The following is a 14,275-nucleotide window of genomic DNA, read 5'->3' as shown; positions in this document are numbered from 1 at the left end:
CCTTATGGTTATGAATTTATCTTAATTAATTTCAAAGAGGTTTGAAATTAATTGAAACCTGATATGGAGGGAGTTTTAAATATGAAAAGTATTACAGTAACTGAAAGAAAACCATCAGTTGAAGAATATATTAAGCTAAGAAACTCTATTGGTTGGAAAATATTACAGCATGATAAAATTGAAAAGGGATTGAATAATTCAACTTACTGTGTCTGTGTAGAAGACCAAGGTAATATAATAGGATTTGGAAGAATTGTTGGCGATGGTGCAACAGTTTTTTACATACAAGACATAATGGTTGTACCTTCATATCAAAAGCAGAAAATTGGTACATTGATTATGAAAAAAATAATAGATTATATTGATAATAATTGCATAGATGGTGCTATTATTGGTCTAATTGCAATAGATGAGCTTGATAATTTCTATAAAAAGTTTGGCTTTGCATATAACCAGAATAATCGTTTTTATAGATATAATGATTAACTAATAATTAAAATCTACAAAAGGGCCTTAATATTGACTTTAAGCTTTATAGATTTAGAATTAACTTAGGAGGGGTTCCTTATGTATAATATTAAAGAAATTATAGAAAAACAAAGATTGTTTTTTGAAGAGGGTAGAACAAAAGATATAGATTTTCGCATAGAAAAACTCAAGATATTAAGAAGAGTAATAATTGAGAATGAGCAAGAAATAATGGAGGCATTGAAAAAAGATTTAAACAAGGCTGATTTTGAGTCCTATGAGACAGAAGTAGGCCTTGTTTTGGAAGAAATAAAATATACTATAAGGCATCTTCCAAATTGGGCAGGACGTAAAAGGGTAAAAACGCCATTAACACACTTTTTATCTAGAAGCTATATGTATTCCGAACCCTATGGGATAACATTAATTATGTCACCATGGAATTATCCTTTTCAACTAACTATAGCACCACTTATAGGTGCTATTGCAGCGGGAAATTGCTCTATTATAAAACCATCCGAGTATTCATACCATACATCTGCAGTTATAGATAAGCTTATAAGTGAGAATTTTGATGAATATCATATTGCGGTAGTAAAAGGTGGAAGGGAAGTCAATAAAACATTGCTTGAAGAAAAGTTTGATTATATTTTCTTTACTGGTAGTGTACCAGTAGGAAAGATAGTAATGGAAGCCGCTTCAAAGCACCTTACACCTGTAACGCTGGAGCTGGGAGGGAAAAGCCCCTGCATTGTAGATGAAACAGCAAATATAGACCTTGCTGCAAAGAGAATTGTTTGGGGGAAGTTTTTAAATGCAGGACAAACCTGTGTAGCACCAGATTATTTAATGGTTCAGAGTAGTGTAAAGGATAAGCTTATTCATAAAATGAAAGAGTATATTACTGAATTTTATGGTGAAAGTCCCTGTAATAACGTAGATTACCCAAAGATTATTAATGACAAGCACTTCAATCGGCTTCTAAGTCTACTGAAGAGTGGAAACATTATATTTGGAGGAGAATGCAATGATAAAACTAATCAAATCTCTCCAACAATCCTTGATACTGTAACATGGGATAGTGCTATTATGCAGGAAGAAATATTTGGGCCAATACTGCCTGTGCTAGAATTTGAAAGCTTAGGTGAGGTTATTTCAGTAGTAAATAAGCATCCAAAGCCATTGGCACTCTATTTATTTACAAATGATAATGAGAGAGAAAAAAACGTCATCAAGAACATTTTTTTTGGTGGAGGATGTATAAATGATACAATAGTACATTTGGCCACTTCATACATGCCATTTGGGGGTGTTGGAGACAGTGGGATGGGAGGATATCATGGGAAAGCAAGCTTTGATACTTTTTCTCATAAAAAAAGTATCCTGAAAAAATCTAATTTGTTAGATATACCACTTAGGTATCCGCCATACAAAGAACATTTAAAGTTATTAAAAAAGATTATGAGGTAAATAATAAATAATAATTAAGTTTAGTACGGAAAATTTGATTTTAGAAGAAATAACAGGAGCTAAACTTTAAAGTACAGTTTAGCTCCTTAAATCTACAAATTTCTTTACAAATAAAAGAGAACATCATATAATAATACTATACTTTAAATGAACTGTAGTTCATAATAAGGGGTAATGCTATGCCAAAGATAATAAAAGATGTTGAGAAAACTATTAGAAATTGTGCTATTGAATTGTTTGTTGAACTTAGCTATATTAATGTTGACATGAGAATGATATCTAAAAAATCTGGAGTAGCTGTGGGAACTTTATATAATTACTATGAAAATAAGAAGCAACTTTATCTATGTATACTTAAAGAAGGCTGGGAAAATACATTTAATAAGCTTGATGCTATAAGTGAACTTACTATTTCTTCAGAAGAAAAACTTAGAAATTTCATAAGGATGCTTTATGAGGATATTGAAGCAAGAAATGGTTTAGGGAAAGATTTGATAAATACTTCAGCAGCAGAGCTAAAGGATGATAAAGAGATTAATAATTTAAAAAATGGCTTAATTTTAAGAGTAGAAAATTTATTTAAATGTATTAATAAGGTAGAGACTCTTAATAAATGTTCCAAGATTGATACTAGACTCGCAGAATCTTTATTAGTATCCATGTTAACAATGTTAGAATTTCATCGAAATGATAAAGAAGACAACATTAATTTTTTAGTTGAATTTATTAGTTTAACTGTAAAATAAAAATAGAAAAGGTGGTGTCTATTATTAAATCTATTGCAAAAAATATTATATTTTTCGGTTTTATTATGGGTACAGTTGTTGGTGCCTTTTGCTGGTTATTTATGTTTCTTATAAATCTATCAACTAATTTCTTGTGGCATGAGCTGCCTCATATTATAAAAGTAAGTAATTTTACTATGACTATAATTTTATGCATAGTAGGAGGAATAATGATAGGTCTTGGCCAAAAGTTTTTAGGACCTTATCCAAAAGAAATGGAAGAAATACTTCACGAATATAAGCTTACAAAAACTATTGATTATAAACCGCTACCCAAATATATTGTATGTGCTTTTTTACCACTAATTTTTGGAGGCAGTATAGGGCCTGAAGCTGGCCTTTTTGGGATGGTAGCTATGTTTTCAACTTTTTTAAGCATAAAAATTAAAAATTCAAATCCTGAATTAAAAGAAGAACTTATAGAAACCTCAACTACTGCTGTACTTACTGCTATTTTTGAAGTCCCTTTTTTTAGCTCATTTTCTTATGATAAAAACTCAATTCATAAACTAAAGCTTATTTCAAAAAAACTATTAAATTATATCACATATACTTGTACAACTTTATCTGCTTATTTTATAATAAAATTTTTAAATAATTTAACACATAAAGAAAGCTTTATTTTTAAATTAGAGCAAAATAATATTTCTAGTAAAGAGTTGTTGTTTTTTATACCTATTTTAATTCTTTCAATAATAATAGGTTTATCTTTTAACTATATCGGACAATTAATAAAATATATTTGTAAAAAAACTAAATTAAGTTTAAGTCCATTTATAGCTGCGATAATTGGTGGATTTACTTTAGCAGCTTTAGGAGCATATTTTCCTCTTACACTTTTTTCTGGCGAACATGCTTTAAGAGAAATTGTTAATGATTTTGAGGAATTGGGAGTTTCTTACTTAGTACTTATTGCTTTTCTAAAAATATTAGCTACTAAAATATCTGTTAATTTTCGATGGGTTGGTGGCCAAATATTTCCTACAATATTTGCCTCATTTTGTATAGCATTTGCTCTTAGTTGTATATTGAATATTGATTCAACTTATCTTGTAGCTATTACTGCAACTGGAGTAATTACAGTGGTACTTAAAAAACCTATTCTAGCTGTAGTTTTAATATGTTTCTTCTTACCTGTGACACATTGGATTTTTGCAATAATATCAGCCTTCTTAATAAATTTTATAAATAATAAATTTATATGTAAAACATCTATAAGCAAATATTTATGTATTTAATATTTCCAAGAATTATTAAGCTTATAAGATTAGGTCTATTGTAAAGAAAATTATTGTTTTTAAAATTATAGGAATATTGTATAATAAGCATACTAGAGAGCTTATTAAATGATGTTTATATAATGAGAGAAAATAGATATGAATATCTAATTAAAATGACTCTTGAAAAAGAAATTCATTGATAAGCTAAAATTGGATGGAGAGAGGTTACTTGGAAGAGAAGGTTTCTATTTTAATTCATGGATATAATAAGAATAAGAATGATATGACTATTTTATCAAAAAATCTTGAAAAGCTAAATCACAAATGTATTTTAGTAGATTTGCCTTTAACATATAAGGAAATTGATTATGCTACTTTTATATTTGAAGGAATTGTAGAGGAAATTTTAAAAGGCATGAAAAAAAATCAAAAAGTTAATTTGATTGGACATAGTACAGGAGGATTAATAATAAGAAAGTATTTGTTACAATCTAAAAATAGATATAGAATAAATAAGTGCGTTTTAATTGCAACACCTAATAATGGCAGCGAATTGGCGGATATGGCGGGGAATTACTTTAATATTCTCACTTATATTTTTAAGACTTTAAATTCTTTAAAAACAGAAAATGTAAAAAGGGTTGATTTTATTAATGATGAAAGAATTAAAATAGGTGCCATTGCGGGAAGAAATGATAAACTTGTATTAGGAAAGTTGCTAAATGGAGAAAATGATGGAAGGGTCACAGTAAACTCGGTATATTATGAAGGGTTGGAAGACTTTGCGATTTTACCATTTCAGCATAAAGAAATACATTATAAGTGGAAAACAGCAAAATTAATAGATGATTTTATTGAAACGGGAAGGTTTATAAAAGAAGCATAAATTTAATGATTTATTTTATGATTTAAAACAGCAGGTAATTGGCCTTGAAGGAATGATTTCATTTAAGATTATCAAGTAGAGACTAGTAATTAAAAAATTATGACTAAAATATAAAAATGTAGAAACTTTATTATGCAAAGCTTCTACATTTTATTTTTATTCTCTAATTTGTCCGCTGCCATATACTACATATTTTATAGTAGTAAGCTGAGTAAGTCCCATAGGGCCTCTAGCATGAAGTTTTTGTGTGCTTATTCCAATTTCAGCACCAAAGCCAAATTCAAAACCATCTGTAAATCTAGTAGAAGCATTTACATAAACTGCTGCAGCATCTATGGTATCCAAGAAGATTTGTGAGTTTTTATAATCATTTGTAACTATACATTCAGAATGTTTAGTTCCATGATTATAAATATGTTCTATTGCTTCTTCGAAAGAGTCCACAATTTTAACTGCTAAGATCAAATCAAGATATTCTGTATCCCAATCTTTAGGAATTGCAGGCTTTACATTTGCTTCTATATTATTAGCATTTATTATTTCTTTAGTTTTTTCACAAACTCTTAATTCTACACCTAATTTATTTAATGTATTTGTGATTTTAGGTACAAATTCCTCTGCAGCGTCTTTATGAATTAAAATTGTTTCTATGGCATTACAGACTGCAGGTCTTTGAGTTTTTCCATTAACTATGATGTTTTCAGCCATGGAAAGGTCTGCAGAGCTATCTACAAACACATGACAATTACCAACTCCTGTTTCTATAACAGGCACTGTGGCATTTTTAACAACAGTTTGTATAAGTCCTTTTCCTCCACGAGGAATTAAAACATCTATATATTCATTTAACTTAAGCATTATATTTACAATTTCTCTATCTGTAATTTCCACAAGTTGTATAAAATCTGGTGAGAGGTTACAGGATATAAGAGAATTTCTAAGTATTTTAGCTATAGCCATATTTGTATTTATAGCTTCAGAGCCACCTCTAAGTATTACTGCATTACCGGATTTTAAACATAATGCAGCAGCATCCACAGTTACATTTGGACGAGCTTCATATATTATCCCTATAACTCCTAAAGGTACTCTTCTTTGTCCTATAGTTATGCCATTAGGTCTTTTCCACATGCTTATAACTTCTCCAATAGGATCTGGAAGCTCTGCTACTTGTCTTAATCCTTCAGCCATGGCATTTATTCTTTGTTCATTTATAAGAAGTCTATCTAAAAGAGACTTATTTAATCCTTTTTCTTCTCCAAGTTTTAAATCAATTTTATTTGCTTCAATAATTTCTAAAGTATTATTCTTTAAACCTTCAGCCATAGATAATAGTGCTTTGTTTTTAGAATTTGTATCTAGGGATGAAAGACTTCTAGAAGCTTCTTTAGCCTTCTTTCCAATGCCTAATATATATTCTTGTATGTTTTCCACGAATATTCCTCCTTATTTTACGTCAGCTTTAAACCAAGTTCCTACTTCTTCTCCTGCAATTACCTTACCTAGTACTTCTGCATTATCTCCATTTACAATTACCATGGATATGCCAGAAGCTGTGGCAATCTTTGCAGCATTAATTTTTGTAGCCATACCACCTGTACCAAGATTACTTCCAGCGCCCCCTGCACATGCTTCTATATCTTCCGTAACTTTATCCACTGTACTTATAAGTTTTGCATCTTTATTTTTTCTAGGATCTGAATCGTATAGACCATCTATATCAGACATAAGTATAAGTAAGTCTCCTTTAATTAGTTCAGATACCAGTGCAGATAGGGTATCGTTATCTCCAACCTTTATTTCATCTACCACAACGGCATCATTTTCATTTATTATAGGAATTACATTTTGATTTAAAAGAGCAGAAAAAGTGTTATGAGCATTTTCTCTACGTGCTTTATTTGTCATGTCTTCTTTAGTTAAAAGAACTTGAGCTACAGTTTTGCCATATTCAGAAAATATCTTTTCATACATATGCATAAGTATGCCTTGCCCCACAGCAGCCGCAGCTTGCTTTTCAGGAATACTTTTAGGTCTTTCTTTGAGTCCTAATTTTCCCATACCTGCTCCAATTGCCCCAGAACTTACAAGAACAACGCTGTATCCTTGATTGTGCATATCTGCAAGTTGTCTTACTAAATGTTCTATATGAGAAAGATTTAAAAGCCCATTATTATAAGTTAAAGTAGAAGAACCAACTTTAACAATTATTTTTTTTATAGTTTTTAAATAATCCTTGCGTAAGTTAGTCATCAAAACGCCCCCTATAAACATTTTAAAATATAATCTTTATTAATGATTATCTCATAATTTTATAAAAATTTAAATGAAGTTTTATAAAGAATATAATAAATCTAAAATAAATTACATAAATATCCTGAGGTTATCTGGTAAGTAAAAAAAATTGATGTATAATATATTAGAGAAATATTGAACATTTTTAAATAATATTCCTATATTGTTAAAGAGTTATTAAAATAAGGATGGGTAAAATACCTATTATAAATAATTAAATTCACAATTAAAGTTACTTTGGAGGTGATTTTACATGTTTGATAGTCATGTACATACAAGTTTTTCTACAGATTGCATAATGCCTTTAAAAGATGCAATAAGTTCTGCAAATAAAAATAACATAGGTATAATAATTACAGATCATTTTGACTTAAAATACATGGTTAAGGATAGGTTTATATTTGATATAGATAAATATTTTCAGGAATACACACCATATAGAAATAAAAAAGTTTTACTTGGTATAGAAATGGGTATGAGGGAAGATGTTATAAATGAAAATAGAGAGATAGCATCAAAATATGATCTGGACTTTATATTAGGATCTGTACATGTGGTAAATTATGATGGAAAGTATTATGATATATATGCAGAAGAATTTTATGAAGGTAGAAGTAAAAAAGAATGTTACATAAATTATTTAGAAGGCATATTAAAATGCGTAAAAGAATATGATTTTATAGATTCTCTAGGACATATAGATTATATAGCTAGATATGCCCCTTTTGAAGATAGGGAAATATATTATGATGATTATAATGAATACATAGATGAAATATTAAATGCTATAGCCAAAAGTGAAAAGGCTATAGAAATAAATACTAGAAGATTTAATGAAAAGGAAGCAATGGGGAATTTACAAAAAATATATAAAAGATTCAATGAATTAGGTGGTAAAATAATAACTATAGGTTCTGATTCGCACACTGCCCAAAGTATTGGAAAAAATTTTGATTTAGCAATTAACCTAGCAGAATTATGTGGCTTAAAGCCAGTTTATTTTAGAAATAGAAAACCTGAATATTTATAATTAGGAGGAATTTATTATGGAATTCACAAAATATGCAAAGGATGCTATGGATGTTTTAAAAACTAAAGGGGCTTTTTTAACAGTAAAAAGTGGAGATAAGGTAAATACTATGACTATAGGCTGGGGAGATATAGGATATATATGGAGAAAGCCAGTATTTATGGTTATGGTTAGAAAATCCAGATATACCTATGATATTATAGAAGCAGCAGAAGATTTCACAGTAAGTATTCCTGTAAACTGCGATTTAAAAAAGGAGCTTGCAATATGTGGAACAAAGTCAGGAAGAGATATAGATAAATTTAAAGAGTGCAATTTATCTATGGAAAAATCAAATAAGGTAAATTCTCCTATTATAGGTGAATGCGATTTGCAATTTGAGTGCAAAATAATATATAAGCAGCATATGGATGAAAAGTTTTTATCTCCAGAGATAAATAAATCTTGTTATGAAAATGGTGATTATCATACTATGTATTATGGAGAAATAGTAGATTGTTACTTAAAGTAACCCATAATGCTCATTTTTAAAACAAGATATTAATAAAAAGTAAAGGAGTTTTAAAAATGGGTTTAGGTAAAAAACTAGTAAGCTTAAATAAGATAGCATTAAGTAAGGCTAAGGAAACTGTAAAATGTTTGTATTTAGAGGGAAAAGTTAAGAAACTAGATAAGAATATAGATGATGCTAAAAATAAAGATAAACGTAAAATGCAGTATAATAAAAGAGAAGCTCTTCAAAATATAAATGCAATTAAATTTAATGAGGGCATACAAAGAAGAGAAGAAGCAAAAAAATTAAAAGAGGAAGCAAAGATATCTATAAATGAAAGACGTAATGATAATAAGGATTTAAGTGCAATTTCCAAATTACAAAAGCAGTTTAAAGATTTGCCAATAGTTACTGTAGTAGATGATTTAGTAGAAGGGGCATCAGAAATTGAAAAGATAACAAGAATGGTTAATGAAAATCCAAGAGACCCATATAGCTGGCTTATTTTAGCGGAAACATTAAAATATTATAAAAAGGCATTTTTAATTTTAAATACAATAAAGATTCCTGTGGATCCTATTGGCTCCTTAATTGATATAGGAGTTGAAATAGGAGGAGGCTATATAGAAGAAAATTTGGATAAAGACAAATGGAGCTATAAAAGAGCACTTCTTAAATGTATTAACCTAGGACTCAAAAGCGATATAAAAGATGAAAAGACTCTTATATGTATAGGAAGAAGTGCACAGCTTTTGGCAAAGGAAGCTAAAGAGCCTTTAGAAAGAGATAATCTTACTATATTAAGCAATAGGCATTTTAAAGAAGCATTAAAAGTAGTATCTAATGGTAGTAAAGATGAGCTAATGTATTACTTAGGAGTTATAGAGCAAAAGAAGGTAAAAAGGTTTAAGTATGCCTATAGAAAAAATATATTAAAGGCTGCAACCTTTGGAGCAGTGAATATGGTTACAAAACAAAGTGGAAAATTCATTAGGACAGGTGAAAAGATTTTAGATAAAACTTTAGATGTTTTAATTAAAGAATAGGCTTTTAAGCCTATTCAAAATTTTATTGAGGTGGTTTTCATTGATGATAAATAAGCCCCTGGCGGATAAAATGAGACCTGAGGATATTTCTCAGGTGGTAGGACAAAAACATATCTTAGGGGATGGAAAAATATTAAATAGAATAATAAAATCCGGTAAGCTTACAAATATGATATTTTATGGCCCTCCTGGGGTAGGAAAAACAACCGTTGCAAATATAATAGCTAAGATTACAAATAAGACATTTTACAAGCTAAATGCTACTAATGCATCTTTAAGTGATATAAAGGACATTATAAAGGATTTAAATAGCTTAATGACCATAAATGGTGTGGTTTTATATTTAGATGAAATTCAAAATTTTAATAAAAAGCAGCAGCAATCCCTTTTGGAGTTTATGGAAAATGGATCTATAACATTAATTGCAAGCACTACGGAAAATCCATATCACTATATATATAAGGCTATTTTAAGCAGATCTACTATTTTTGAATTTAAACCTCTTTTAAAAGAAGATATAAAAGAGGGAATTACAAATGCTTTGCATAAACTTCAGGGAGAGTTTAATGAAAGTATAGTTATAGAAGAAGATGCACTAAGTTATATAAGTGAGGTAAGTGGTGGAGATTTAAGAAAGGCACTGAATGCACTGGAGTTATGTGTATATTCCACTAATAAAAATTTAGAAGGGGAAATACATATTGACTTAAACATAGCTATGGAATGTGCTCAAAAAAAGATATTAAATTATGATAAGTTTGGGGACAGCCATTATGATATATTAAGTGCTTTTCAAAAATCCATAAGAGGAAGCGACCCAGAGGCTGCAATTCACTATTTGGCAAGGCTTGTAGAGGCAGGGGACTTAGCTTCTATAGTAAGAAGGCTTTTAGTAATTGCCGCAGAGGATATAGGACTTGCTTATCCAAATGCTATAGCTATAGTAAAGGCTTGTACCGATGCTGCTTTTCAATTGGGATTTCCAGAGGCAAGAATACCACTAGCGGAGGCTGTTATACTTTTAGCCACCTCACCTAAATCTAATTCTGCTGTTATTGCCATAGACAAGGCATTAAGTGACATAAAAAGTAAAGATGTAGGGGACATACCAGAGCATTTAAAAGATGCTCACTATAGTGGAGCTGACGCTTTGGGAAGAGGAAAAGAATATAAATATCCTCATAATTATAAAAATCATTATGTTAAACAACAATATTTACCAAATAATATAAAAGAAGCTGTGTATTATACTCCGGGGGTAAACAAAATGGAGGAAAAGATAGCTCAATATATGAGATATTTAAGGGAGGAATAAAAATGAAAATAGCTGTATTAGAACCACTAGGTATTTCAAAGGAAGAGGCTTTAAAAATAGGTGAAGCACTTATTAATGAAGGGCATGAAATTGTACTTTATGATGATAGAAATGAAGATATAGAAGTATTAAAGGAAAGGGCAAAGGATGCAGAAGTTTTAGTAATCGCAAATATGCCTTTAAAGGCTGAAGTTATAAATTCAAATGATAAACTTAAAATGATTTCGGTTGCTTTTACAGGGGTAGATCATGTGGATTTAAATGCTTGCAGAGAAAGAAATATAACTGTATGTAATGCAGCTGGGTATAGTACTACTTCAGTGGCAGAGCTTACTTTTGGACTTATAATATCACTTTTAAGAAATATAGTACCTTTAGATAAAGTTACTAGAGAAGGTAATACAAAACAAGGATTTTCTCAAAATGATCTTGAAGGAAAAACCCTTGGAGTAATTGGTACTGGAGCAATTGGAAGAAGAGTAATAGAAATAGGAAAAGCCTTTGGATGCAACATATTAGCTTATAATAGAACTAAAAAAGAAGAAGTAGAAAAATTAGGAGTAAAATATGTTTCCATGGAAGAATTAATGGCTGAAAGTGATATAGTATCCATTCATGTACCATTAAATGAGGAAACTCGCGGACTTATAAATAAAGATAAAATTGCATTAATGAAAAAAGATGCATTACTTATAAATACTGCAAGAGGGCCTATTGTGGACAATGAAGCTTTAGCAGAAGCTCTAAGAGAAGAAAAAATTAAAGGCGCTGGTATAGATGTATTTGATATAGAACCACCACTTGATACAAAGTATCCTCTTTTAAGTACTACAAATTCTGTAGTTACACCACATATAGGCTTTGCTACTAAGGAAGCTATGGTAAGAAGAGCTCATACTACATTTGATAATATTACTAAATGGCTTCAGGGAAATCCTGAAAATTTAATAAAATAATTAATGTAGGCTATCTTTAATAAAAGATAGCCTATGTTGGAATTGATAGGGGAGATTTAAATGTCAGGGGAAGATTTCTATACTTTTAGAGGTTATATGGAAAGAGATTGGGGATATATCACAGCTTCAATGGAAGATTATATAGAGATGATATATAGATTATCTTTAGCCCAAGGATTTACTCGAGTAAATGAATTATCAAAGTCATTAAATGTACAGCCGCCTTCCGCTACAAAGATGCTTCATAAGCTTTCTGAACTTAATCTTGTGGCCTATGAAAAATATGGAGTTATAACATTAACTAATGAAGGAAAACAGATGGGGGGGCTGCTTTTAAAAAGGCACAAAATAATTGAAAGCTTTTTAAAACTAATATCTCCAAAGGGAGATGTGTTAGAGCAAACAGAAAAAATAGAGCATTCACTTACCCCAGAAACCATAGAAAATTTAAATTATTTTTTAGATTTTTTAAATAAAAATCCTGATATTGCAGATAAATATAGTAAGTATTTAATAGATAAGGATATGTAATAATTTAAGTGATACATATCCTTAAATTATTTAGTAAAATTCATAAAAAATATTGTTGACAAGATTACTCGGGTTTGATATTATGATTTTGAAAGTATAGTAAATCACTCAACATTACATATAATATAAAGAGGTGATTTAATGAAATTATCAACTAAAGGACAATATGGGGTTAAAGCTATGGTGGATTTAGCTATAAACTATAGCAAAGAACCTATCTCAATAAAAAGTATTTCAGAAAGACAAAATATATCTGAATATTACCTGGAGCAGCTTTTTTCTTCTTTAAGAAAGGCAGAGCTTATTAAAAGTATAAGAGGTGCTCAAGGAGGGTATATATTAAGCAGAGAACCCAAAGACATAACCGTATCTGAAATAATGAATGTATTAGAAGGACCTTTAAAATTATCTGAGTGTTTACAGGACGGGGCGTGTTCTAATATAAAAGTATGTTCCACAAGACTTTTGTGGGCAAGAATAAAGGAAAGTATAGATCAAGTTACTAAAACTACGACCTTGCAAGATATGGTAGATGATTATAATAATTTAATTGCAAATAAGAAAGGGGAAAACAACAATGGATAAAAAATATGTGTATATGGACTATGCAGCTACTACATTTACAAAACCAGAGGTTTTAGAAGAAATGATGCCTTATTTTACTGAAAACTTTGCAAACCCTTCTTCTAAATTTTATTCTATATCTGAAAAGCCAAGAAAGGCTATAGACCAGGCAAGAGAAAGAGTAGCAAAAGCTATTAATGCAGAAAAAGATGAAATTTACTTTACAGCTGGTGGCTCTGAAGCAGATAACTGGGCATTAAAAGGAGTTGCTTTTGCAAATAAGAACAAAGGGAATCATATAATAACTACAGCTATAGAACATCATGCTATAACACACACTTGTGAGTTTTTAAAGAAGCAAGGTTTTGAAATAACATATCTTCCTGTAGATGAAGAAGGAATTATAAGAGTTGAAGATTTAAAAAATGCCATTAAAGATACTACAATACTTGTATCAATAATGTTTGCTAATAATGAAGTTGGAGCTATTCAGCCTATTAAAGAAATAGGTGAAATCTGTAAAGAAAGAAATATTTATTTCCATACAGATGCAGTTCAGGCTGTGGCACACGTTTCAATAGATGTTAAAGAAATGAATATAGATATGCTTTCTATGGCTGGACATAAATTTTATGGACCAAAGGGAATAGGAGCATTATATATTAGAAAAGGAGTTAAGATAGAAAACTTAATTCACGGTGGCGGACAGGAAAAAGGAAGAAGAGCAAGTACAGAAAATGTACCTGGAATTGTTGGTATAGGAAAGGCTATAGATCTTGCTGTTTCTGAATTAGAAGAGGAAAACAGTAGAGTATCCTACTTAAGAGATAAACTTATAAATGGACTTACAGAAAGAATACCTCATGTTAAGTTAAATGGACCAAAGGGAGATAAAAGACTACCTGGTAGCGTAAATATGTGCTTTATAGGAGTAGAAGGAGAAACACTGCTTCTAGATTTAGATTTTGAAGGAATATGTGCTTCAACTGGAAGTGCATGTGCATCTGGTTCTCTAGATCCATCACATGTTTTACTTTCTATGGGACTTACTCATGGAATAGCTCATGGTTCACTAAGACTTACTTTAGGAGCTAATAGTACAGAAGAAGATGTAGAATACGTATTAAATGTATTACCACAGATAATAAAAAGAAGACGTGAAATGTCACCTTATTGGGAAGAATACTTAAACGGCTTAAAGGAAGGGGAAAAATAA

The 14,275-nt window shown here is 30.0% G+C and carries 15 protein-coding genes; 13 read left to right on the top strand and 2 right to left on the bottom strand.

Features of this window, described 5'->3' with window-relative positions; translation table 11 throughout:
• The first annotated feature begins 51 nt into the window (after positions 1 to 51).
• The 5 genes from CRN98_RS01360 (at position 52) to CRN98_RS01340 (ending at position 4,829) form a co-directional block, all read left to right on the top strand.
• Complete coding sequence (locus CRN98_RS01360) at positions 52 to 486, top strand: GNAT family N-acetyltransferase (protein WP_242960766.1); 435 nt, start codon at positions 52 to 54, stop codon at positions 484 to 486.
• Positions 487 to 567: 81 nt separating this feature from the next.
• Positions 568 to 1,938, top strand: a complete 1,371-nt coding sequence (locus CRN98_RS01355; RefSeq protein WP_097025618.1) for an aldehyde dehydrogenase — start codon at positions 568 to 570, stop codon at positions 1,936 to 1,938.
• Between the two features lie 179 nt (positions 1,939 to 2,117).
• The gene (locus CRN98_RS01350; RefSeq protein WP_097025617.1) at positions 2,118 to 2,684 is read left to right on the top strand and encodes a TetR/AcrR family transcriptional regulator; all 567 of its coding nucleotides are present in this window, start codon (positions 2,118 to 2,120) and stop codon (positions 2,682 to 2,684) included.
• A 101-nt stretch (positions 2,685 to 2,785) separates the two neighbouring features.
• Positions 2,786 to 3,961, top strand: a complete 1,176-nt coding sequence (locus tag CRN98_RS01345; RefSeq protein ID WP_179631867.1) for a chloride channel protein — start codon at positions 2,786 to 2,788, stop codon at positions 3,959 to 3,961.
• 211 nt (positions 3,962 to 4,172) lie between these two features.
• Complete coding sequence (locus CRN98_RS01340) at positions 4,173 to 4,829, top strand: lipase family alpha/beta hydrolase (protein WP_097025615.1); 657 nt, start codon at positions 4,173 to 4,175, stop codon at positions 4,827 to 4,829.
• Between the two features lie 156 nt (positions 4,830 to 4,985).
• On the opposite strand, the gene CRN98_RS01335 is transcribed toward CRN98_RS01340, so the two are convergent.
• A complete protein-coding gene (locus tag CRN98_RS01335) occupies positions 4,986 to 6,263 on the bottom strand; it encodes a glutamate-5-semialdehyde dehydrogenase (protein WP_097025614.1) in 1,278 nt (425 codons plus the stop codon).
• Between the two features lie 12 nt (positions 6,264 to 6,275).
• A complete protein-coding gene (proB, locus tag CRN98_RS01330; protein ID WP_097025613.1) occupies positions 6,276 to 7,082 on the bottom strand; it encodes a glutamate 5-kinase in 807 nt (268 codons plus the stop codon).
• A gap of 295 nt (positions 7,083 to 7,377) precedes the next feature.
• On the opposite strand from proB, the gene CRN98_RS01325 reads away from it, so the two are divergent.
• The 8 genes from CRN98_RS01325 (at position 7,378) to nifS (ending at position 14,275) form a co-directional block, all read left to right on the top strand.
• Positions 7,378 to 8,154, top strand: coding sequence for a histidinol phosphate phosphatase (locus tag CRN98_RS01325; protein WP_097025612.1), 777 nt, complete (start codon positions 7,378 to 7,380; stop codon positions 8,152 to 8,154).
• 16 nt (positions 8,155 to 8,170) lie between these two features.
• The gene (locus CRN98_RS01320) at positions 8,171 to 8,665 is read left to right on the top strand and encodes a flavin reductase family protein (protein WP_097025611.1); all 495 of its coding nucleotides are present in this window, start codon (positions 8,171 to 8,173) and stop codon (positions 8,663 to 8,665) included.
• A gap of 56 nt (positions 8,666 to 8,721) precedes the next feature.
• Entirely contained in the window at positions 8,722 to 9,693 is a 972-nt protein-coding gene (locus CRN98_RS01315; RefSeq protein WP_097025610.1) for a hypothetical protein, read from the top strand.
• A gap of 43 nt (positions 9,694 to 9,736) precedes the next feature.
• Positions 9,737 to 11,008 (top strand): replication-associated recombination protein A, encoded by a 1,272-nt coding sequence (locus tag CRN98_RS01310; RefSeq protein ID WP_097025609.1) that lies wholly within the window; start codon positions 9,737 to 9,739, stop codon positions 11,006 to 11,008.
• Positions 11,009 to 11,010: 2 nt separating this feature from the next.
• Complete coding sequence (locus CRN98_RS01305) at positions 11,011 to 11,964, top strand: 2-hydroxyacid dehydrogenase (RefSeq protein WP_097025608.1); 954 nt, start codon at positions 11,011 to 11,013, stop codon at positions 11,962 to 11,964.
• A gap of 60 nt (positions 11,965 to 12,024) precedes the next feature.
• Entirely contained in the window at positions 12,025 to 12,495 is a 471-nt protein-coding gene (locus tag CRN98_RS01300; RefSeq protein WP_097025607.1) for a metal-dependent transcriptional regulator, read from the top strand.
• A 141-nt stretch (positions 12,496 to 12,636) separates the two neighbouring features.
• Positions 12,637 to 13,080, top strand: coding sequence for an RrF2 family transcriptional regulator (locus tag CRN98_RS01295; protein WP_097025606.1), 444 nt, complete (start codon positions 12,637 to 12,639; stop codon positions 13,078 to 13,080).
• Entirely contained in the window at positions 13,073 to 14,275 is a 1,203-nt protein-coding gene (gene nifS, locus CRN98_RS01290) for a cysteine desulfurase NifS (RefSeq protein ID WP_097025605.1), read from the top strand. Before CRN98_RS01295 ends, nifS begins: the two co-directional genes overlap by 8 nt.

The sequence above is a fragment of the Clostridium peptidivorans genome, from assembly GCF_900205925.1.
Taxonomy (GTDB): domain Bacteria; phylum Bacillota; class Clostridia; order Clostridiales; family Clostridiaceae; genus Clostridium_AK; species Clostridium_AK peptidivorans.
Note: the sequence above shows the minus strand (reverse complement) of the source record. Positions and strands in the feature narration are given on the sequence as shown.

Bases quoted from the DNA above. Each gene is read 5' to 3' on its own strand.
- proB (WP_097025613.1), bottom strand. From the start codon at position 7,082: ATGACTAACTTACGCAAGGATTATTTAAAAACTATAAAAAAAATAATT.
- CRN98_RS01295 (WP_097025606.1), top strand. From the start codon at position 12,637: ATGAAATTATCAACTAAAGGACAATATGGGGTTAAAGCTATGGTGGAT.
- CRN98_RS01315 (WP_097025610.1), top strand. From the start codon at position 8,722: ATGGGTTTAGGTAAAAAACTAGTAAGCTTAAATAAGATAGCATTAAGT.
- nifS (WP_097025605.1), top strand. From the start codon at position 13,073: ATGGATAAAAAATATGTGTATATGGACTATGCAGCTACTACATTTACA.
- CRN98_RS01325 (WP_097025612.1), top strand. From the start codon at position 7,378: ATGTTTGATAGTCATGTACATACAAGTTTTTCTACAGATTGCATAATG.
- CRN98_RS01305 (WP_097025608.1), top strand. From the start codon at position 11,011: ATGAAAATAGCTGTATTAGAACCACTAGGTATTTCAAAGGAAGAGGCT.
- CRN98_RS01355 (WP_097025618.1), top strand. From the start codon at position 568: ATGTATAATATTAAAGAAATTATAGAAAAACAAAGATTGTTTTTTGAA.
- CRN98_RS01310 (WP_097025609.1), top strand. From the start codon at position 9,737: ATGATAAATAAGCCCCTGGCGGATAAAATGAGACCTGAGGATATTTCT.
- CRN98_RS01345 (WP_179631867.1), top strand. From the start codon at position 2,786: ATGTTTCTTATAAATCTATCAACTAATTTCTTGTGGCATGAGCTGCCT.
- CRN98_RS01350 (WP_097025617.1), top strand. From the start codon at position 2,118: ATGCCAAAGATAATAAAAGATGTTGAGAAAACTATTAGAAATTGTGCT.
- CRN98_RS01300 (WP_097025607.1), top strand. From the start codon at position 12,025: ATGTCAGGGGAAGATTTCTATACTTTTAGAGGTTATATGGAAAGAGAT.
- CRN98_RS01320 (WP_097025611.1), top strand. From the start codon at position 8,171: ATGGAATTCACAAAATATGCAAAGGATGCTATGGATGTTTTAAAAACT.